The organism is Bacillus sp. FSL K6-0042, assembly GCF_038006685.1.
Lineage (GTDB): Bacteria > Bacillota > Bacilli > Bacillales > Bacillaceae_G > Bacillus_A > Bacillus_A pseudomycoides.
On the sequence record NZ_JBBOVS010000001.1, the window covers coordinates 2,436,693 to 2,457,485 of the forward strand.

Sequence of the window (20,793 nt, forward strand, 5' to 3'; positions counted from 1 at the left end):
GCAGATGAAAAAATATCTATTCTCTCTACTTGTAATAGGCAGTCTCGTGCTTTCTGGATGTGGTGCAGCGGAAAAAAAACAATCGTCTGAACCGAAAGAAGAACACGCTTCTCATTCTCAGCAAGGTGATATACAAGAAACAACAAAAGGAATCGACACGCTACCAACGTTTCTGGACAAACTAGACCCACAAATGAAAGAAATCTATACAGTTGCAGGAAAAAATGCCGAATTATTAAATTGGATACCTTGTTACTGTGGATGCGGAGAAAGTGTGGGGCATAAAAATAATAAAAACTGTTTTATTCGTGAAATTAAGAAAAATGGAGAAGTTGTTTGGGATTCTCACGCAACGACCTGTGTAAACTGTTTAGAAATTGCGGTCGAATCTGCATCTATGCATCAAAAAGGAAAATCGACTCTTGAAATTCGAAACTACATTGATAATAAATATAAAGAAGGCTACGCAAAACCAACACCTACCCCAATGCCAAAAGCGTAAAAACGAGGAATTTCCTCGTTTTTTACTTTTTACGTAACATTTCCCTTAGCAAATTCTTTCAAGTGTTTTTCTTCTCGATTGACGTACACTATATGTAACTCCTCAGTAAGGAGGGTACACAATGCAGACATATAACGACTACGATAAAGCTCTCTATTACACGTATTGTTGTAATTGGGACAAGTTGCTTGTTTTAATGGTGCAAACTGATGATCAATTACTTTCTAAACGAATCGAGCATTTTTTACATGCTTACAAATATGGAAAAGAACTACCAGAAGTAGATAAACAACTTCAACTTCTATTCCAATATATCGACCATGCTTCACAAAAGTCGCATATAGAAGAAATAGACCAAGTACAAATGTAAATGAAGCGCTATTCTCCCTTTGAGAATAGCGCTTTTTTGAATATTTTTCCATATATTTGTTCATAATACACATATCAATAGTGGACGGACGTGATTATTTGTATAAATCCTTGTACGTATTTTTCAGCATGATGATACTGCTAATTGGTTGTGAAAAAGCGAATAATCCTCATTTATTTCAAGGGGTAAAACAAGAGAAAAGCATATGGAATATCTTAATTATCGGTAGCGATTCACGAGGTGAACAACAAGCCCGTGCTGATACAATTATGATTGCCCAGTACAATAAAAAAGAAAATACAGCAAAGCTCGCTTCAATTATGCGGGATAGTTATGTAGAAATTCCTTCTTATGATAAAAAATATAATAAAATCAACGCTGCCTACTACTATGGCGGCCCTGAATTATTACGAAAGACGATTCAACATAATTTTGGAATCGATGTTTCTCATTACGTTACGATTGATTTTGAAGCGTTTGTTAAAATTGTGGATACCATTGCACCTGAAGGAATTGAAGTGAATGTTACACAAACAATAATCGATGATATGGGACTACATGTAAAGCCAGAAATACAACCTCTTCACGGGAAAGATTTACTAAAATACGCGCGGTTTCGCCATGATACTGAAAGTGACTTTGGCCGTGTGAAACGACAACAAGAAGTACTCCGGGCATTGAAACAAACCCTTACTGATAAAGTTCACTCTATAGATGGGGTACTAAATTTACCAATAATGGCACATGAACTCTCTCCATATATAAAAACAAATCTAGATATACCAACGCTCTTTTCACTTGGGAATAATATTTTGTTTCAACCCATTGATAAAATCGAAACGATGCGAATTCCAATTGATAACGAATATGAATCTGCTCTTACCAAACACGCTGGTTCCGTATTAAAAATAAATCCAGAAACAAATAAAGAAGCAATTCAAAAATTTTTCAATGCTACAAAAGCCGTAAACACCCCCTAAAAACAAGGTTCATGGACCTTGTTTTTTTATTTCCAAGTTTTCCTCTTATAAAACTTTCCTTGATAAAAATATTTTCTCTTTATTTTCTTGTCCTCTTCATACTATAATTTAGTATGTAACTATTATAAGAGAGGTAAAAAACATGAAACGTGAGAAAAAACAAGAATATGCATTGTTTACTGCTTGGGGAGCTTCTTTTATTGCTACACTTGGAAGCTTATATTTTTCTGAGATCATGAAGTTTGAGCCTTGTGTACTTTGTTGGTATCAACGCATTTTTATGTACCCATTTGTTTTATGGCTTGGTATTGCAGTTATAAAAAAAGACTACCACATTGCTACATATTCTTTACCAATCGCAAGTATTGGTGCCTGTATTTCGTTATATCATTATGCCATTCAAAAAGTTTCTGCATTCTCAGCAGCAGGAGCAGCTTGTGGACGTGTGCCTTGTACGGGGGAATATATAAACTGGTTTGGATTTGTCACAATCCCATTTTTGGCACTTATCGGATTTGTCACGATTGCCATTTGTAGTTTGATTGTAATTAAAAATAAATAAGGAGATGACATAATGAAAAAAATGCTTATCTTTGGCGGTATTATTATCGTCTTATTTGCAGCTATGTTTGCTGTAACACAGATGGAAAACAAAAATACAACGAAACAAGAAAAAAATTACTATACAAATAAAATCTCTTCTTCTGATATTCGTAAAAATAACGAGGAAAAGAAAGAACAAACCATTTACTTCTATCAAACAGGTTGTCACTACTGTGAAAAAGTCTCACCTATTGTTGTACCAATGGCTAAAGACATGAACATTGATATGAAAGTCATTGATATTTTCAACGATAACCCAACTTGGGATGATTATAAAATTGAAGGAACACCAACAATTATTCATTTCAAAGACGGAAAAGAAGTAAGCCGCATTAATGGCGAACAGCCAAAAGATACTTTTGAAAAATGGTTTAAAGAAAACAAGAAGTAATAAGAAAAGGAAACTCCTTCTATACATGAAAGCTGTGTAAAATCCCACACTAATGTATAAGGAGGGGGTTTTATGCCAGAGGTACGCTGTTCTGTGTCCAATTGTTCATTTTGGGGACAAGGGAATTTTTGTCAAGCGAATTCAATCTTTGTCCAGCCTGATGATCAAAACACGAATCAATCAAATGAATCTTATACAAACTCGGCCTTAACAGATGAAACACTTGAAAGCTCTGCGTCAACAAGCGTTGAAACATGCTGCCAAACATTTAGACCGAAATATTAACAAGCAAATCTCCACCTCCTTTTGAGGTGGGGATTTTTCTTTTATACTATGTACAAATACAATGTTTAAGAAGCAAAGCCATTTTGTTTCTTTTACAAATAAAATAAGTGCGGTAACTTGTACCAATCGCGAGCAATCGTTTCTCTCCTAACACTTAAAGATGTAGAAACATACAGCTAAAGGTATGCTTCTACATTATAACAACCCCATATTTCCATGCATCATGCATTATCGTCATATACACAATCAATATAAAAACTGTTCCAAACAATGTTATCCTGCGATAGATTCCATCTTCCCCTTCTCTCGCTTCAACAAAGGACCAAATAAAACCAACGAAAAGTAATAAATCAATATAGGGAATATACAGATTAAACATAAATGAAACATACAAATAAATAATAAATAAGCAATTCGTTAACAAAAAGATTTTAAATGCAAATTGGCTATTCCCTTTTCTCATAACACGCCCGCCCCCAATCTGTACTGTATTATATTCACAAGAACAGAATAGTTGCGATTGGACCAACTAATTACACTTTGCTATATAAATTCGCTGCTATGAAGAGTAAAAGGTGACCTCCACTCATTTCCTCTCTTTGTTTTAACATGGCATGGGGCCAAAAAAGGCTCTGACCGCTTCTATCCACGGACGGATCCTCTCTCACATCCAAAAAGAAAGGTCTTTCGCTTTTTATTTATATAACAAATAAGCTATCGCCTATTTACGATAGCTTTACTGTATATTATATTTCCTCTTATATATATTACTTAAAATGGAATAAGGCACTTGCTCATAACGAATTTTCCCGCCTGTTTCATCCATAATATACAAATTATTACCTATATAATAACTTCCATTTTTCCCTCGAGAATAAACAGCATATCGTTCATTCGGCAATACTGTTTTTACTTTCGTAAATTGACCATTTGGTTCTTGCCAATATATATTCATACGATCCACAAGTGTTAACATTCCAATTTGCTCTTCTTCTACTATACGTCCATTCCAACTTGTAACACGATATCCAAGCTTATGCGCTGCATATTCTGGAGATGTATAAAACTGAGAAATAATTACTTTTGTCCGTAACGATACTCGGTCATATAGCCATTGTATATCTCGATCATGCATGCGAATGCAACCGTTTGATTCTCTTCTTCCAATCGTCCCTTCTCGATTTGTACCATGAATTGCATATTCTTTTTCATTTAAACCGATCCATCTTGTTCCAAGTGGATTATTCGGTGCACCACCCGGAATATTTTTACGGTGATATTCTTTATTTTTATATTTATTAATGATACAAAATGTGCCTTCAGGGGTTGGTGTGTTACGCTTTCCAGTTGTAACAGGAAACGTCCTTACATATTTTCCATTTTCAAAAAAAGATAATTGATTTGTAGTAAGGTTAATAAGTATTAAATGATCTGCACTAGCAAAAGTGCTGATTGGTAGACAGAAAAAGAATATCACCATCAAACATATCTTCTTCATTCATATCCCCCCAGTACCATCATCTACGATGGTACCATTAGCTTTTACTATGCACTCAATTCTTATGAACAAAAACACAAAGATTCTTCAGATTTAACTTATCCATTCACAATTACACCACCATTTACGTGAATGATTTGTCCGGAAACATATGTGGAATCGCCTGAAGCTAAATATACATAAGCAGGTGCTAATTCATACGGCTGCCCTGGTCTTTTCATCGGTACATTACTTCCAAATTCCGATACCTTCTTCTTATCAAAACTCGCTGGAATAAGCGGTGTCCAAATCGGGCCTGGCGCAACACCATTTACACGAATTCCTTTTTGAACTAGTGATTTTGCAAGTGAACGTGTAAAAGCAACAATCGCTCCTTTTGTTGCAGAATAATCAATGAGTTGCTCGTTTCCTTCATACGCAACGATCGAAGCTGTATTTATGATTGTATCTCCCTGCTTTAAATGTGCGAGCGCAGCTTTTGTAACGTGAAAATAAGAAAAAATGTTAATGCGAAATGTTTTTTCAAGTTGCTGCGCTGTAATGTATTCTAAACTTTGCTGCGGGTATTGCTGCGCAACATTATTCACAAGAACATTTAAACCACCTAGCTTTGAAACTGCTTCCTTTACGATGTGCTGACAATGTTGTTCACTACTTAAATCACCTGGGAGTAATATGCATTTCACACCTTGCTTTTCCACAAGTCTTTTCGTCTCGTTCGCATCTTCAAGTTCATCTAAATACGCAATCACAATATTGGCTCCCTCTTTTGCGAACGCAATTGATATCGCTCTTCCAATTCCACTATCCCCTCCTGTAATAAGCACATTTTTCCCTTTTAATTTTTCACTACCGCGATAATTAGGATCTTCGTACTCTGGGAGAGGATTCATCATCGATTCAATCCCCGGTTGTCTATTTTGATGTTGTGGTGGTAACGTTAAAAACTTTTTTTGCTCAGGCATACACATTTCAGCTCCTTCTCATTTCTCTTTCTTATGATGTACACATTTATAAAAAGTACTTATACATTAAAAGCCGAAACGTAGGAGCTGTTCTGTGATTAATATTCGAAATTAAGACATAAAATAGAAATTGTTATAAACTTTTTTGTGCGAAACTCTTGCAATAGAACCAAAAAGCGAATATTATATATAACTGTTGTGGCAATCATTCGTAAACAGAAAGGATGTTTATATGTTTAACCTTTCAAAACATAAAACTTCTATTAAAACTGAAATTATGGCAGGTATTATTACCTTCTTAACAATGGCATATATCATTGTCGTAAACCCTATCATCCTTGGGGATGCAGGTGTTCCATTTGAACAAGCATTTACAGCGACAATTATTGCCGCTGTTGTTGGAACATTATTTATGGCAATCTTTACAAATTTACCAATTGCAATCGCGCCGGGTATGGGACTTAACGCTTATTTCTCTTACTCTGTTGTAAAAGCGCATGAAGGAATGACCTTTGCAATTGCATTCTCTGCTGTATTTGTAGCAGGTATGATTTTAATTTTGTTATCATTTACATCTTTCCGTACAAAATTAATGGAAGCAATTCCTGAAAACTTAAAACATGCAATTACTGCTGGTATTGGCTTATTTATTGCTTTTATCGGTTTACGTCTGACGGGCATTGTAACAAAACATCCGTCTAACTTAGTTGGGCTTGGAGATCTTCATTCGCCTCCTGTACTACTAGCGTTAGCTGGACTTGGAATTACTCTGATTCTTATGTCCTTAAATGTAAACGGCGCATTATTCATCGGAATGCTCTTAACAGGAATTATCGCTTATTTCACAGGTCAATTAACATTTCCAAACGGTATTACATCAATGCCTGGATTACCAGAAGGAATTATTGTTTCAAATCCAATTACTGCTGTTTCTGATGTGATTCATTACGGATTATACGGCGTTGTATTCTCACTCTTCCTTGTTACACTATTCGATACAACAGGTACACTACTTGGTGTTGCTCAGCAAGGTGGATTTATAAAAGATGGTAAACTTCCAAAATCGGGACGAGCTCTTCTATCTGATTCTTTCTCAGCAACAATCGGGGCTATGTTCGGAACAACACCATCAACAGCATATATTGAATCATCTGCGGGTGTTGCAGCCGGTGGACGTACTGGTTTAACAACAGTTACAGTAGCTGCATTGTTTGCCGTTGCTGCATTCTTTGGTCCTCTAGTAGGTGCTGTTTCTGGTGTTTCAGCAATTACATCTCCATCATTAATTATTGTTGGTAGCCTAATGATGGGCGCTGTACGCCACATTGATTGGGATACATTCGACGAAGCATTCCCAGCATTCTTAGTAATCTTAAGCATGCCGCTTACATCAAGCATCGCAACAGGTATTGCACTTGGATTCATTTCGTATCCACTTATGAAAATGGCAAAAGGACAATTCCGTGCTGTGCATCCACTTGTATATGTATTTGGTATTTTGTTTGCTTATCAATTAGTTTTCTTACCGCACTAATAAAAAAGCCTTGGCTCACAAATTCTGTGAACCAAGGCTTTTTCTAATATTCCTTATTCATTTGCAATTCTTTACTATACTTTTGAATCAAAAATGAAGAAATAAACATCACCATTCCTGCGCTAAAACCAATTAGTTGATCTAATAAAAGTTCATCATGAATCAGAAAGCGTAATAGAAATACTCCACCAAAAATAAACATTGCCGTATATCCCATACGTCTAAGTCCCTTATATACATTTTCCATATGTATCATTCCTCTATACACTTTTACCCAAATTATACCACAATTAGCTCTTAATAGATTTTATATTCAGTCTATTACAAGAACAAAAACCCCTGAAAGAGGTTTTTCCATCCATTACCTTTGTAAAAACACCTGTAAATCCGCAAATTGTCTTGCTGCATCTTTATAGCCTTGTTCATATAAATTTTGCAGCTTTTGTGGATCTTTTTCCATTCGATCCACTTGAAGTGGTACTTCTGGACGAATGACAAATAGATTTCCAGCTAACTCTTCTTTTTCAATATAATGAAGTGTCTCATTGTATACTTCATAACGAGAAAGCATCGTATTGACAAGATTAGGATATTTTTTATAAGCTTTTGCTGCAATCCATCCAAATTTTGATTTTTTCTTCGCATATCCATGGTTTCTCGTTAAAATAACAATCGATTTCTCATAACCATCTTGCTGTGCTTTACGAACTGGGATTGGATCCGAAATTCCGCCATCCAATAATTGTTTACCACGATAATTTACAACTGGTGCGATAAATGGCAATGAGCTAGAAGCTTGTAATAAAGTCAATGCATCTTCATTTGTTCCTTCTTTTTCAAAATACATTGGTTCACCGGTTTCACAATCTGTCGTTCCTACTAGAAAACGCTCTGCACTATTAAAGTATGTGTCAAAATCAAATGGCACGTGCTGTTCTGGAATTTCACGAAAAATAAAGTCCATATCAAATAACTGACGTTTTTTCCATAAATTTTTGTAAGATAAATACCTCGGATGTGTTGCATAATCAATATTTACTGTTTTATTTCGATTTCTTTGTCTTGAAATATATGAAGCCGCATGACATGCTCCTGCTGAAACACCAATAATATAGGGAAAATATAAATCCTGCTCCATAAAGTATTCTAGTATTCCACCCGTATATACACCGCGCATACCGCCGCCTTCTAATACTAAACCCGTATTTTCAAGCATTGTTTTCTCTCCTCTTTATATACATAGACTCTTTAATTATTCATCTTGTTAAATATCTCTTTCTATTATATAAGAGTCTTCACAAAAACCATATTCAGAAGGCTTGGTGCGAACGAAAAATTATTCTTCTACTTCTCTAAATGGGATCCTACATCCTTTACAAACCTTTGAATCAATGATAATTCCTCTTCTGTATACTGATTTAAAAGTAACAACCACTTCTCTTCAGCTTGTTGATGCAATTTCTCATGCGCCATGTAAATTTCATTTCCGTTGTCTGTTAAACGAAAAAATATTTCCTTTTGATTATCTAACATTCTCATCTTTTCAACAAATTGTTTATTAAACAATTTTGTACAAATTTTAGAAATTGCTCCCTTTGTCATCCCCATCTCTTCAGTAATAGCTGTTACATTCATTAATCCTTTTTTTCCTATGCATTGGATCACATGTAATTCTGATAAAGACATGCCACTTACCCCTGTCTCACGAAGAAAACGCTCATCATTTCCTTTCATATGCTCTTCTTGTTTATGAAAAAGTGTACGAATATCCGAAAGTATTTCTATTTGCCTTACTGTACGGTCCAAGTCGAATCCCCTCCATGATACTTCATAAGTTTCCACAGAAACAATTTAATTATATACCATTTCAAAATAAAAATTAAATTCATTTTTATCTTTACAAGTAAGAAAATAATGTTAAAATTATTTTAGTTTCCAAGGAAACTAAAATAAGGAGGTTTTCTGATGAATCACTCATTATCTTCATCAAAATTAAAATCTATTTTGTATATCGTTTGTATTAGCGCTCTATTAGGTTCCTTTGCTCAAAACATTTACACGCCCCTCTTACCAATGATTCAAGATTCTTTTCACACCTCTCTTTATCTTGTGAATTTAACTGTCTCTATTTTTACTTTTGTTCTTGCAATTATGCAGCTTGTTTATGGACCATTAATTGATACAAAAGGACGCAAATATATTCTTCTTCCCAGTCTATTCATAGGTACAATCGGTGCAATTGGTTGTGCTTTTACAACAAACATTTATTTATTTCTTATTTTCAGAGCAATTCAAGCATCAGGGATAGCTGCGATACCTGTTGTAGCGGCTACTATTATTGGGGACTTATTCGAAGGAAAAGAACGAGGGAAAGCCATGAGTCTTTATCAAATGCTACTTTCCATTGCTCCTGCTGTAGGCCCTCTCATAGGCGGCTATCTTGGAAATATAAATGGTCACGTATCTATTTTTCTATTCTTATCTACGATTGGCATAGCCCTATTAATTGTAAATATTGCATGGCTACCAGAAACAAAACCGGTTATTCCTAAAAAAGCTACAACAACTAATAATTATTGGAGTATCTTAAAACACAGAACTGGTTCTGCTATTGCGATCATTGGATTTATGCAGTTCTGCATTTATTTTTGTTTTCTTGTTTTTTTACCAGCAATATTAGCCAATTTAGTTCATTTCAACACAAGTAAAATTGGGCTTATGTTTGTACCAATGTCTCTATGTATTATGCTAGGAAGTTATTGCTACAAGTTTTTACAAACATTACTTACAACAAAACAAGCTTTACTTCTCACCAGTTTTCTCAATATCACATGCGTTATTCTATTTTCTTTCACATATCATATAAATATCCCAATCCTTATCATTGCAACATCCCTATACGGTTTTAGCATGGGACTATCAATTCCAACCCATACAACTCTACTAACAGAAGAATTTGTAAGCGAACGAGCAACTGCCATTGGTATCTACAACTTTATCCGTTATATCGGAATGGGTACAGGACCAATCGTAGGCAGTTTTCTACTCTTTAATCAAAATTACTTTTGGATTTTCTTTGTAGAGGCAATTGTTTTTCTGATTGTGGTCTTATATTCTATGAAAAAGCTAACTTCTCATCCTGTAAGAAAAGCTAGAATTCAAAAAGCTAAATAAACATTTATGTATATTACAAACAAAAAAGAGAATGTCCGAAAACAGCTATTTTACTGCATTTGGACATTCTCTTTTTTATACTCTCTGATCTGCCACAATATGAATATCAATATGCTTCGTCTGCCTCATAATTTCATTTACAATGGATCCTTTTCGAATTTCTTCCCATCTTGTTCTTGCTGATTGACCAAGTAAAATTTGGGTGACCTGTAATCGTTTTGCCACTTCAATAATGACATCAGCTGGCTTTCTTCCTTTCGCTTCTTCCAATACGAAAGTAGCATGAAATTGATTGGTTAACGATTGCCACTCCTCAATTGTTTGCCTTTTGCTTGCCGATATTAATTCTATATTTTCTCTTTCAACATTTAATACATACAATTCAGCGTTTAATCGATCTGCCATACGCCAACCACGCCGTATTAATTTCTCTGCTGTTGAACTATATTGCACACAAACGAGAATTTTTTCTTTTACACCTATTGGTTCTGTCACTGACTGACTAATCTTCTCGTCCATATCGTCGGCAACTTCACGAAGTGATAACTCTCGTAAAGCTCCTAAATTATTAACCGTAAAAAAATTTTGTAAGCTTTGCTGAATTTTTCCTTCTTTATATATCTTTCCATCTGTCAATCGTTTCCTCAAAACTTCAGGGGTTACATCAACAAGTTGAATTTCATTTGCTTTTTGTAAAATAAAATCAGGAATACGCTCTCGTACTTTTACATTCGTGATTTGTTCCACAATATCATGAACGCTTTCTAAGTGTTGAATATTAAACGCTGATAATACTGATATCCCAGCGTCCAATAATTCTTCTACATCCATATAACGTTTTTTATGTTTTAATCCAGGTATATTACTATGTGCCAATTCATCCACAACAACTACTTGCGGTGCTCGCTTTATAATCCCCTCTACATCGAGCTCATAAAATACTTTTCCTTTATAGTTTATTTCTTTTAACGGTATTCTTTCTAAATCAGCAATTGCTTCTTCTGTTTCTTTTCTTCCATGCGTTTCAATTAAACCTATTACAATATCAATATTCTCTTTTTTCATTTCTTGCGCATCAAACAACATTTTATAACTTTTCCCTACTCCTGGAGCAGCACCTACATACAGCTTTAATTTCCCGCGATTTTGCTGGCGTATATATTCTAAATATTCTTCTGGCGTTCGTCTTTGAAACGTCGGTTTATAATCATCTGCATACATTACGCGCACAACCTTTCCTAGTAAACAACGCTACCTCAATCGATTGGATTGAGGTAGCAACAATACTATTTCATTATTTTCTGTAATTCCAGATTTAATTTCAAAACGTTCACACGATCCTCTCCAAATAATCCTAGTGCAGCACCTTCTGTTTGAGACTTAATCATTTGATTTATTTTTCCTTTCGGAATATTCGTTAATTTCGAGATGCGATCAACTTGTACGTAAGCTGCCTTTGGACTAATATCAGGATCTAATCCAGAACCTGAATTCGTCACTAAATCCATCGGTACTTCCGTAACTGAAACAGTCGGATTTTTATCCTTCCAATTTGCTACACTTTCTTCTACACGTTTTACTAAATCAGGATTAGATGGTGCATAGTTATTTGATCCTGACGCTTCTGCTTTATATTCTATACTAGAGACGCGTCCATGAAAATAACGTGGGTCTGTAAAGTTTTGACCGATTAACTTTGAGCCAATCACTTCATTTTTTTCATTATATATAAGACTTCCATCCGCATTATCCTTCATCACTGCTTGCGCAATTCCAGTTACAAGCAGCGGGTATAAAAGCCCACAAAGAACAAGAAATGTAAAGGTAACACGAATGACCGGTGAAAGTATATTTTGTTTTTTAGCCATTTTCTTTTCCCCTCTTCCTTATATGAACAATCCTACAATTAGATCAATTACCTTAATCCCAATGAAAGGAACAATGACTCCTCCAAGTCCGTAAATTAATAAGTTGCGACCAAGCAATGCATTGGAACTCATCGGTTTATACGCAATCCCCTTCATTGCTAATGGAATGAGTAATGGAATGATAATCGCATTAAATATTAATGCTGATAAAATAGCTGAAAGTGGCGAAGTTAATTTCATTATGTTCAGTGCTTCCATTTGCGGAATTGCTAATGTAAACATCGCTGGAATAATCGCAAAGTATTTTGCTATATCATTCGCGATACTGAACGTTGTTAATGCACCACGCGTCATTAGCAGCTGTTTACCAATACCTACAACCTCAATAATTTTTGTTGGATTGGAATCTAGATCAATCATATTAGCCGCTTCTTTCGCAGCTGTTGTTCCACTATTCATCGCTAATCCAACATCCGCTTGCGCTAACGCTGGTGCGTCATTCGTACCATCGCCAGTCATTGCCACAAGTTTTCCTTTATCTTGTTCTGTTTTAATAACTGCAATTTTATCTTCTGGCTTACATTCTGCAACAAATTCATCTACACCTGCTTCTTTCGCAATTGTTGCTGCTGTTAATGGGTTATCACCTGTACACATGACCGTTTTGATTCCCATTTGGCGAAGTTGTTCAAAACGTTCGCGCATACCAGGTTTTACAGTATCCTTTAAATAGATTAAGCCATAAATACGATCATCCACTGCAACTACAAGTGGTGTCCCACCTTCTTTTGAAATTAAATCTGCCTTTTGATTCACATCTTTTGGAATCGTACCACCTTGCGCTTGTACCCACTCAATAACAGCACCAACTGCACCTTTTCTTACTTTTGTACCATCAAGTAAGTCTACACCACTCATTCTTGTTTCTGCTTTAAACGGAACAAACTCTCCTTGCTCAGCAAGCTCACTGTTATATGATAAAGCTTTTGATTTTACATATTCAATTACAGAACGACCTTCTGGTGTTTCATCTAAAACTGATCCTAATGCAGCCCATTTTGCTAATTGTTCAATTGTTTCGTTTCCTACAGGAAGTAATGTATGTGCCATCCGGTTTCCAAAAGTAATAGTACCCGTTTTATCTAAAATAATTGTATTAATATCACCCGCAGCCTCTACAGCTTTACCTGACATTGCTAATACATTAAATTTCGTAACACGGTCCATTCCAGCAATCCCAATCGCGGATAATAATCCTCCAATTGTTGTTGGAATTAAGCAAACAAGAAGTGCAACAAGTACGGCTGTATCAATCTTAAACCCTAAATAATTTGTGAAAATTGGTAGTGTTACAACTACAATTAAGAAAATAAGAGTTAAACTTGTCAGTACTGTATTCAAAGCTATCTCATTCGGTGTTTTTTGACGAGCAGCCCCTTCTACTAAAGAGATCATTTTATCTATAAATGACTCACCTGGATTGCTTGTAATCGAAATTGTAATCTCATCACTAACAACCATTGTACCGCCTGTTACCGAACAAAAATCACCACCTGCTTCTTTAATAACAGGAGCAGATTCACCTGTTATTGCTGATTCATCCACCGATGCCAAACCTTTAATGACTTCACCATCACTTGGAATCATTTCCCCTTGCTTTACAATTACAATGTCACCTTTTCTCAGCTCAGTCGCTGAAACTTGAACGATTTTCCCATTCTCTTTTATGACATTTGCAAATACATCTTTCTTCGATTGTTTCAAAGAATCTGCTTGCGCTTTCCCACGCCCTTCAGCTAATGCTTCTGCAAAATTCGCAAATAACACTGTAAATAATAGAATGAGAGAAACTGTTATATTAAACCAACCTGGTATACTACTAGATTCATTGGGAAGGAATGATAAAATCAAAGTAATAATAAATCCAATTTCCACTACGAACATAATTGGGTTTTTCACCATTACTTTCGGATTCAGCTTCGCAACTGATTGTTTCATTGCATGTGTAACAATATCACGATCCATCGTTTTCGCTTGTCTAACCTCATCTTCTACAACATGTACCCGTGATTGATTCGCTTGTTTTTCTTTTACCACTACAGGTCTCATCATTTACCCTCCATTACTTCAATGTAAGAAATTCTGCAATTGGGCCTAATACTAACATTGGGAAGAATGTTAACGCACCGACAATTACAATTGTCCCAATGAAAATTCCACCAAATAAACTATTATCTGTTCGGAATGTTCCGACTGTTTCTGGTACTACCGTCTTCTCTTTCAATGAAGCTGCAACAGCTAACATCGTAATTAAACTGAAATAACGTCCTAAAAACATAACTAAACCAGTTGTAATATTCCAAAATGGTGTATTATCTCCTAATCCCTCAAATCCAGATCCATTGTTGGCAGCAGAAGATGTATACTCATATACAACTTGCGTTAAACCATGAAAACCTGAATGAGAAATCGCATCCGTCCCTAAATGAGTTGAAAGGGCCAATGCTGAAAATCCTAAAATAAGCAATGGATGAAATAATATTGTTACCGCAATTAATTTCATTTCTTTTCCTTCAATTTTCTTACCTAAAAATTCTGGTGTCCGTCCAACCATCAATCCAGATATAAAGACTGCAATAATTGCGTACATAATGATATTGACAAAACCTGCTCCAACACCACCAAACACTGTATTTAACATCATGTTTACAAGTGGTACCAATCCACCAATCGGTGTTAACGTATCATGCATTGTATCAACTGCACCTGTTTCGGCTGCTGTTGTTACTGTCGCATACAGTGAAGAAAAGACTGTTCCAAATCGTACTTCTTTTCCTTCTGTACTGCCTTGCACATGTTCCATACCCATTTGATTTAATACTGGATTCCCATGTAATTCAGATGAAACAATCGTTACAAACCCAATTAAAAACACCATAAATAGGGAAACGAAAAGGATACGTCCTTGTTTCTTATTGCCAACCATTCGTCCATACGTAAACGGTAAAGCTGTTGGCAGTAACATCATGAGCATCATTTGTAAGATGTTAGTGATTTGTCCTGGATTCTCAAATGGATGTGTGGAGTTTGCTCCGAAGAATCCGCCACCATTGTTACCAAGTTCCTTAATTGAAACAAATGAAGCTACAGGACCACGCAAAATACTTTGTTTCACACCTTCAATTGTTTGTGCTGTAACTGCTCCGTCTAAAGTTTGCGGTACACCAAGCGCAACAAAAATCAGTGCTGCAACAAATGCAATGGGAAGAAAGACCCTTGTTAAAGCTCGAGTAAAATCAACGAAAAAGTTCCCCAGTTCCTTGCCTGCTAATCCTCTTATAAAAGCCATAACAAGTGCTAATGTCGTTGCCGGTGCAGCAAACATTAAAAATGTGATCCCAATTAATTGTGATAAATAAGATAATCCGTTTTCGCCGCTATAATGCTGTAAGTTTGTATCCGCCATAAAGCTGATTGCTGTATTAAAAGCAAGCGTTGGCTCCATCCCTTCAATATGAGCTGGATTTAATGGAAGCACGCCTTGTAAGCGAAAGATGAAGTATACAACAACGATCATGAAACCATTGAGTGCAACTAATGATAGTGCATACTGTTTCCAAGTTTGATTGTACGACTTAACACCCGCAATTTTGAAAATAAGCTTTTCAAAAGGGCCAAATACTTTATCTAATTTTCTACTACCTTGAAAAGCTTTCTCTAAATAAATCCCCGTTGGCTTTGCAACAAGAATAAACAATAACATTGTGATGACAACTGCAACCCAAATCATAATGAATGATTCCCCCTAATTAAAACTTTTCTGGATTTAATAACGCATAAACTAAATACACAGTAATCGCTGCAACAATAACCGATAAGGCAATCATCATGATTGCTTCCCTTCTTTCACAACTTTATCTGACCAGCTCGCTAGCCCTATCATAGATGCTACCAATACAACACAGATTCCGATCATCACAACATCAAGCATTATAATCCCTCACTTTAAAATGTTAAATTTTACCATCTACCCATCAAAAAAAGAACACTGAGGCTCTACTCAGTGTTCAAAAATGAACAACACAAAAGTAAACCTCCTCTCCAAACGCTTACGAGGTTAGCTGTCGGATTCGGGCCTAAAGAGTAGCCCTACTTTCGTAATGAAAGATTCACCCCAAGTGACAATGCACAAAATTGGTTCCCCCGCTCCATTTCTGGACTCAGCGATATCAGGTTGTTTTTGGAAATATTTATGAACAATTTATGAATGTAAATATACTCCTCTATATTTAACTTGTAAAGAGTAAAATTACCTAAAATAAGAAAATATTTCATCATTTAAACGCTTACATTGGTTAAGATTAATATTTTATCATCTGTTTCCTTGTCTTTTCTTTCTTTTTCATTGAAATCAACTTTTAATATAAAATAAAAAAGAGCGAATTATGTTAAGTACTTCTTTTAGCACTTAACACTCGCTCTCTTCCTCATACTAATTTTATCCCGCTATTTGCGGGCAGTAAGCCCCCCACAGAAACGAAGAAGTTTCACTTTATTCTCTACGCAAAAATGAACGTAAATTTCTCCCGCGAACAAAGACTTGTGTCAGCTCCACATGCATTTTTTCATACTCAATGATATCCGTTTCTAAATATAAACTATCTTCTGACGGCAATATCATATACGGCTTTGGAAACATAGGATCCATTGCTAATTCTTGAACTCGCTCTACTGATACTGCCCAACGATTCGCTATATCCTCGCGTAATAACACCTTCATCATCACTTCCCCCGCCCTATTCAAAAAATAAAAAAGAAATGTTATCACAATTTGTAAACACTACAAATGTAGCTCCAATTGTTTGATAGAGCCTTACTGGATATCTTTTATTTCTTGTGACAACTGTAATAGGTGCTTGAAAAGAAAATCGAATACGCTCGGTAAAAAAGCTAACTGTTGGAAGCTCATCTCCTAGCAGGATTACTTTTTTAATCCTCTTGCCAATATTAGTTACATTCTGCTCACCATTGCAACAATAAGTTGATTCAAATCCACACGCTCGCACTTCAGCCGCTACATGTTCAGTTGCGGTAAAAATAATCATATCTTGTTGAAAAGGCACTAATTCTCGTAAACTGTTTACTTTTTCCTCTTCCCCTACACAAATGAGCGTTACCTCTTTTTCCCCATCCATGTACATCATCCTCCTTAGCATAAAAGAATTCAAATATAGATTGATATTCTCCTATACTAATCAGACCGATGAAGTGATGTATCCATCCATGCACCATCCTCTCTCAAGACGCTTACGAAGTTAGCTGTCGGATTCGGACTTTGAGAGTAGCCCTACTTTCATCATGAAAGATTCACCCCTAGTGACCATGCACAATTTGGTTCCTCCGCTCCAAATGAATCGGACTCAGCGTTACAAAAACAGATTCTGGCTGATATAATACTCCTAAATATGGAAAAAGTAAACAATAAAAAAAGCCAGTTATAAAACTGACTTCCCCATCAAGACTTGAATATTTACGCACGAGTTTCTTGACGTTTACCCCGCATTAATAGGCAGTAAGATCCCCATCTCAAAATGCAGCGAAAGCAAAAACTACTAGATGGGGGACCAACTTCCTGTAAAAGCCCGATTGGTTCAACTAATAATCAATGGGGGATGAAACTCCCCACTGATTAAAGTTTCACTTTATATGCAAAATGATTCGTTGGGCCATGACCACTTCCAATATTCAATTGCTGTTCAATTGCTATGCTAATAAACTTTTTCGCTTCTCGAACCGCTTCTTCGATTGGATACCCATTTGCAAGTCCTGCCGTTACAGCAGACGCAAATGTACAACCGCTACCATGCGTTTGTTTGGAGTCTATTCGTTCACTTTTATACTCAATAAATTGTTCACCATCAAATAAGAAATCAATAACTTCATTTCCTTGATAAGCGGCATGTCCACCTTTCATAAGAACGTACTTAGCTCCTAATCTATGCAATTCCTTCGCAGCTTCTTTACTATCTTGGATGTTATGAATCTCCATCCCTGTTAATACTTCTGCTTCCGGTACATTCGGAGTCACAACTGTTGCAATTGGCAATAAATGTTCTTTCAATGCTTGCACTGCTTCTTGCTGTAATAACGATGCACCACCTTTTGCAATCATAACAGGATCTAGTACAATATTATTCCAGCCAAACTTTTTAATATTTTCTGCAACGACCTTAATAATTTCACTACTAAATAGCATGCCGAGCTTAACAGCATCTGGTGTTAAATCAACACCAATTGAATTTAATTGCTCCTGAATCCCTTCAAGGGTAACAGGATATACTCCTTGCACACCAAGTGTGTTTTGAGCTGTAATAGCTGTAATAGCTGTCATTCCATATACACCAAGCTCTTGAAATGTTTTTAAATCTGCTTGAATACCTGCACCACCGCCGCTATCTGATCCAGCAATTGTTAAAGCTTTATTCACTTTCATCTCACTCATCCTTTTCTATCCAAAATAGCGATGATAAATCGTTTTTGCTTCTACTATATCTTTTGTTCCATGCACAAGTACGCGTCCATCTTGAAAGGCAACTAGTCGCTTCCCTTCAACTGAAAATGATAATAAATAGGGATTTACCATTAAATCTGCTACGCGATCGCGCAGCAGCTCTTTATATCGTTTAAAATCTGATTGTTCTTTATAAGGAGGTCTGATTTGAACTGTATTTCTTCCGCATAAAACTGCAGTTTTCGATGTATTCTCTTTACTTAAATATGGGTAGAGTGCTTCCCCACCACATGATGGACAATTCGGCTTTCGAAGCTTTTGCACATTCATACATGAATATTCGTTTTTCCATACATCAAACGACACAAGTCCATCACGAAGTGCTTCATAATCCTCTACTAAAATTTTAATCGTTTCCGTTACTTGATAAGAAACAACGAGAGATACAGCAGGTGAAATAATACCTGCTGTATCACATGTTGCTCCGCCAAGCGGAATAGATTGTAATAAACAAGATAAACATGGCGTTTTTCCTGGTAAAATCGTATAAGAAAGGCCGTAACTTCCTACACACGCCCCATAAACCCACGGAATTGAATTTTTTTGTGATATATCATTTACGATAAAACGTGTTTCAAAATTATCAGTCGCATCAATTATTACATCGACATTTGTAACAAGCTGTTCTAATTCCTCTGCTGTCACATCTTGAACATATGCTTCTACAATTACATTGCTATTAATCGCTTGCAAACGTCTTTGTGCTGCTACAGCCTTCGGAAGATTACTTTCTACATCCTCCTCACAATATAGCTGCTGACGTTGTAAATTGCTCCAATCAATATAATCGCGATCCACAATCGTTACATGGCCGACGCCAGCTCTTACAAGCATCTCTGCATTCGCGCTACCAAGTGCCCCAGCACCAATGATTAACACATGCTTTCCGCCTATTCTTTGCTGCCCTTTTTCACCAATTGGAGAAAATAACTCTTGGCGAGAATATCGATTATTCAACTACGCTCATTCCTTCTAACGGGCTACTTGCTGTCGCGCAACGCTTACGTGCAATACGTCCTGCTTCAAATCCTAAACGTCCTGCATGAATACCTAATTTCATTGCTTCTGCCATTTTAATAGGATCCTTCGCTCCAGATACAGCTGTATTTAATAGCACACCATCCGCTCCTAATTCCATCGCAAATGCTGCATCAGCTGGACTACCAACACCTGCATCCACAATTACCGGTACTTTTGCTTGTTCAATAATAAAGCTTAAGCTTAATGGATTTACAATTCCAAGTCCTGAGCCAATTGGTGATGCACCAGGCATAATCGCATGAACACCAAGTTCCTGTAATTTACGTGCTAATACAACATCATCAGATGTATAAGGAAGAACAATAAATCCTTCTTCTAACAACATTTCAGAGGCTTTTAAAGTCTCCACTGGATCAGGTAATAACGTTCTGTCATCACCAATAACCTCTACTTTTACCATGTCACAAAGCCCTGAAGCTTTTGCTAATTTCGCAATACGAACTGCTTCTTCAGCATTTTTTGCCCCTGCTGTGTTTGGGAGTAATATATATTTTTTTACATCAATTTTTTCTAATAAATTGGGTTGGTCTGCATCAAATATATCCATACGACGTACTGCAAATGTTAAAATTTCTGCCTCTGATACTTCAATTGCTTTTCTTTGTACATCAAAATCAGAAAATTTCCCTGTTCCTAATAAAAGTCTAGAATGAAATGTAAATGGTCCAATGTTTAACATAATCAACCGCCTCCTACGAAAGTTACAATCTCAATTTGGTCTCCATCAAAAACAGATGTATCTCGATGGTCTTCTTTTTGCAAAATATCTTGGTTACATTCCACCACAACAATTTTTGTATCCAATCCTAAATGTGTAAGCAATTCTGCTACTGTCTTAACACTCCCAGGTACCTCTACTTTCTTACCATTAATTTTCAAATTCAAACTTCCATCCCCTTTCTATATAAACCTTTCTTGTTAGGTGGGAGAGAGCATCCGAACATGCATAGAAGCGGTCAGATCCTTTTCCTGCCCCATGCCAAGTAAAAACAAAGAAAAAAAAACGAGTGT

Annotated in this window: 26 protein-coding genes and 2 riboswitches; of the genes, 8 read left to right on the forward strand and 18 right to left on the reverse strand. The window is 36.1% G+C overall.

From position 1 onward, the window contains the following. The first annotated feature begins 4 nt into the window (after positions 1-4). From MHH45_RS12470 to MHH45_RS12495, 6 genes are all read left to right on the forward strand, one after another. On the forward strand, positions 5-502 hold the full coding sequence (locus MHH45_RS12470) for a PCYCGC motif-containing (lipo)protein (protein WP_088093948.1): 498 nt from the start codon (positions 5-7) through the stop codon (positions 500-502). 121 nt (positions 503-623) lie between these two features. Continuing rightward, the gene (locus MHH45_RS12475; RefSeq protein WP_016113200.1) at positions 624-872 is read left to right on the forward strand and encodes a YhdB family protein; all 249 of its coding nucleotides are present in this window, start codon (positions 624-626) and stop codon (positions 870-872) included. A 98-nt stretch (positions 873-970) separates the two neighbouring features. After that, the gene (locus tag MHH45_RS12480; RefSeq protein WP_088093949.1) at positions 971-1,852 is read left to right on the forward strand and encodes an LCP family protein; all 882 of its coding nucleotides are present in this window, start codon (positions 971-973) and stop codon (positions 1,850-1,852) included. A gap of 142 nt (positions 1,853-1,994) precedes the next feature. After that, positions 1,995-2,414, forward strand: a complete 420-nt coding sequence (locus MHH45_RS12485; RefSeq protein WP_088093950.1) for a disulfide formation protein C — start codon at positions 1,995-1,997, stop codon at positions 2,412-2,414. 12 nt (positions 2,415-2,426) lie between these two features. After that, positions 2,427-2,846, forward strand: a complete 420-nt coding sequence (locus MHH45_RS12490; RefSeq protein ID WP_088093951.1) for a thioredoxin family protein — start codon at positions 2,427-2,429, stop codon at positions 2,844-2,846. 72 nt (positions 2,847-2,918) lie between these two features. After that, a complete protein-coding gene (locus MHH45_RS12495) occupies positions 2,919-3,131 on the forward strand; it encodes a DUF1540 domain-containing protein (protein ID WP_088093952.1) in 213 nt (70 codons plus the stop codon). Positions 3,132-3,321: 190 nt separating this feature from the next. Here the strand turns inward: MHH45_RS12495 and MHH45_RS12500 are convergent, their stop codons facing one another. From MHH45_RS12500 to MHH45_RS12510, 3 genes are all read right to left on the reverse strand, one after another. After that, positions 3,322-3,594 (reverse strand): hypothetical protein, encoded by a 273-nt coding sequence (locus tag MHH45_RS12500; RefSeq protein WP_016113195.1) that lies wholly within the window; start codon positions 3,592-3,594, stop codon positions 3,322-3,324. A 273-nt stretch (positions 3,595-3,867) separates the two neighbouring features. Beyond that, a complete protein-coding gene (locus MHH45_RS12505) occupies positions 3,868-4,629 on the reverse strand; it encodes a L,D-transpeptidase (RefSeq protein ID WP_016113194.1) in 762 nt (253 codons plus the stop codon). A gap of 98 nt (positions 4,630-4,727) precedes the next feature. Next, on the reverse strand, positions 4,728-5,594 hold the full coding sequence (locus MHH45_RS12510; protein ID WP_088093953.1) for an SDR family oxidoreductase: 867 nt from the start codon (positions 5,592-5,594) through the stop codon (positions 4,728-4,730). A gap of 232 nt (positions 5,595-5,826) precedes the next feature. Between MHH45_RS12510 and MHH45_RS12515 the strand changes: the two genes are divergently transcribed. Further along, positions 5,827-7,128 (forward strand): NCS2 family permease, encoded by a 1,302-nt coding sequence (locus tag MHH45_RS12515; RefSeq protein WP_016113192.1) that lies wholly within the window; start codon positions 5,827-5,829, stop codon positions 7,126-7,128. 43 nt (positions 7,129-7,171) lie between these two features. Here MHH45_RS12515 and MHH45_RS12520 read toward each other — a convergent pair whose 3' ends face one another. From MHH45_RS12520 to MHH45_RS12530, 3 genes are all read right to left on the reverse strand, one after another. Further along, positions 7,172-7,375 carry a hypothetical protein gene (locus tag MHH45_RS12520; RefSeq protein WP_016113191.1) on the reverse strand — a complete coding sequence of 68 codons (204 nt, stop codon included), beginning with the start codon at positions 7,373-7,375 and terminating at the stop codon, positions 7,172-7,174. A gap of 114 nt (positions 7,376-7,489) precedes the next feature. Beyond that, a complete protein-coding gene (locus tag MHH45_RS12525; RefSeq protein WP_016113190.1) occupies positions 7,490-8,344 on the reverse strand; it encodes a patatin-like phospholipase family protein in 855 nt (284 codons plus the stop codon). A 128-nt stretch (positions 8,345-8,472) separates the two neighbouring features. Continuing rightward, complete coding sequence (locus MHH45_RS12530) at positions 8,473-8,934, reverse strand: MarR family transcriptional regulator (protein WP_016113189.1); 462 nt, start codon at positions 8,932-8,934, stop codon at positions 8,473-8,475. A 159-nt stretch (positions 8,935-9,093) separates the two neighbouring features. Here MHH45_RS12530 and MHH45_RS12535 point away from each other — a divergent pair, with 159 nt between their 5' ends. Further along, positions 9,094-10,302, forward strand: coding sequence for an MFS transporter (locus MHH45_RS12535; RefSeq protein ID WP_016113188.1), 1,209 nt, complete (start codon positions 9,094-9,096; stop codon positions 10,300-10,302). 75 nt (positions 10,303-10,377) lie between these two features. Here the strand turns inward: MHH45_RS12535 and kdpDN are convergent, their stop codons facing one another. The 12 genes from kdpDN to thiS form a co-directional block, all read right to left on the reverse strand. Beyond that, entirely contained in the window at positions 10,378-11,523 is a 1,146-nt protein-coding gene (gene kdpDN, locus MHH45_RS12540; protein ID WP_016113187.1) for a KdpD-like non-kinase potassium sensor, read from the reverse strand. A gap of 65 nt (positions 11,524-11,588) precedes the next feature. After that, positions 11,589-12,170: a K(+)-transporting ATPase subunit C gene (gene kdpC / locus MHH45_RS12545; RefSeq protein WP_088093954.1), complete on the reverse strand. Its 582-nt coding sequence runs from the start codon at positions 12,168-12,170 to the stop codon at positions 11,589-11,591. 18 nt (positions 12,171-12,188) lie between these two features. Continuing rightward, on the reverse strand, positions 12,189-14,279 hold the full coding sequence (gene kdpB, locus MHH45_RS12550; protein WP_016113185.1) for a potassium-transporting ATPase subunit KdpB: 2,091 nt from the start codon (positions 14,277-14,279) through the stop codon (positions 12,189-12,191). A 13-nt stretch (positions 14,280-14,292) separates the two neighbouring features. Then, positions 14,293-15,960 carry a potassium-transporting ATPase subunit KdpA gene (gene kdpA, locus MHH45_RS12555; protein ID WP_016113184.1) on the reverse strand — a complete coding sequence of 556 codons (1,668 nt, stop codon included), beginning with the start codon at positions 15,958-15,960 and terminating at the stop codon, positions 14,293-14,295. 19 nt (positions 15,961-15,979) lie between these two features. Beyond that, positions 15,980-16,060 (reverse strand): K(+)-transporting ATPase subunit F, encoded by an 81-nt coding sequence (gene kdpF, locus MHH45_RS12560; protein WP_000972378.1) that lies wholly within the window; start codon positions 16,058-16,060, stop codon positions 15,980-15,982. Continuing rightward, entirely contained in the window at positions 16,057-16,161 is a 105-nt protein-coding gene (locus MHH45_RS12565) for a hypothetical protein (RefSeq protein WP_016113183.1), read from the reverse strand. The genes kdpF and MHH45_RS12565 overlap by 4 nt, the downstream gene beginning before the upstream one ends. Positions 16,162-16,262: 101 nt before the next feature. Further along, positions 16,263-16,406, reverse strand: a riboswitch (cyclic di-AMP (ydaO/yuaA leader). A 316-nt stretch (positions 16,407-16,722) separates the two neighbouring features. Further along, the gene (locus MHH45_RS12570; RefSeq protein ID WP_033671008.1) at positions 16,723-16,950 is read right to left on the reverse strand and encodes a hypothetical protein; all 228 of its coding nucleotides are present in this window, start codon (positions 16,948-16,950) and stop codon (positions 16,723-16,725) included. A 16-nt stretch (positions 16,951-16,966) separates the two neighbouring features. Continuing rightward, a complete protein-coding gene (locus MHH45_RS12575; RefSeq protein ID WP_016113181.1) occupies positions 16,967-17,365 on the reverse strand; it encodes a hypothetical protein in 399 nt (132 codons plus the stop codon). Between the two features lie 93 nt (positions 17,366-17,458). Then, a riboswitch (cyclic di-AMP (ydaO/yuaA leader) is annotated at positions 17,459-17,606 on the reverse strand. Between the two features lie 253 nt (positions 17,607-17,859). Next, entirely contained in the window at positions 17,860-18,672 is an 813-nt protein-coding gene (gene thiD, locus MHH45_RS12580; protein WP_140386009.1) for a bifunctional hydroxymethylpyrimidine kinase/phosphomethylpyrimidine kinase, read from the reverse strand. 6 nt (positions 18,673-18,678) lie between these two features. Beyond that, positions 18,679-19,698, reverse strand: a complete 1,020-nt coding sequence (locus tag MHH45_RS12585; RefSeq protein WP_088093956.1) for a thiazole biosynthesis adenylyltransferase ThiF — start codon at positions 19,696-19,698, stop codon at positions 18,679-18,681. Continuing rightward, a complete protein-coding gene (locus MHH45_RS12590; RefSeq protein WP_016113178.1) occupies positions 19,691-20,461 on the reverse strand; it encodes a thiazole synthase in 771 nt (256 codons plus the stop codon). Before MHH45_RS12590 ends, MHH45_RS12585 begins: the two co-directional genes overlap by 8 nt. 2 nt (positions 20,462-20,463) lie before the next feature. Further along, complete coding sequence (gene thiS / locus MHH45_RS12595; protein ID WP_016113177.1) at positions 20,464-20,667, reverse strand: sulfur carrier protein ThiS; 204 nt, start codon at positions 20,665-20,667, stop codon at positions 20,464-20,466. Positions 20,668-20,793: the final 126 nt, after the last annotated feature.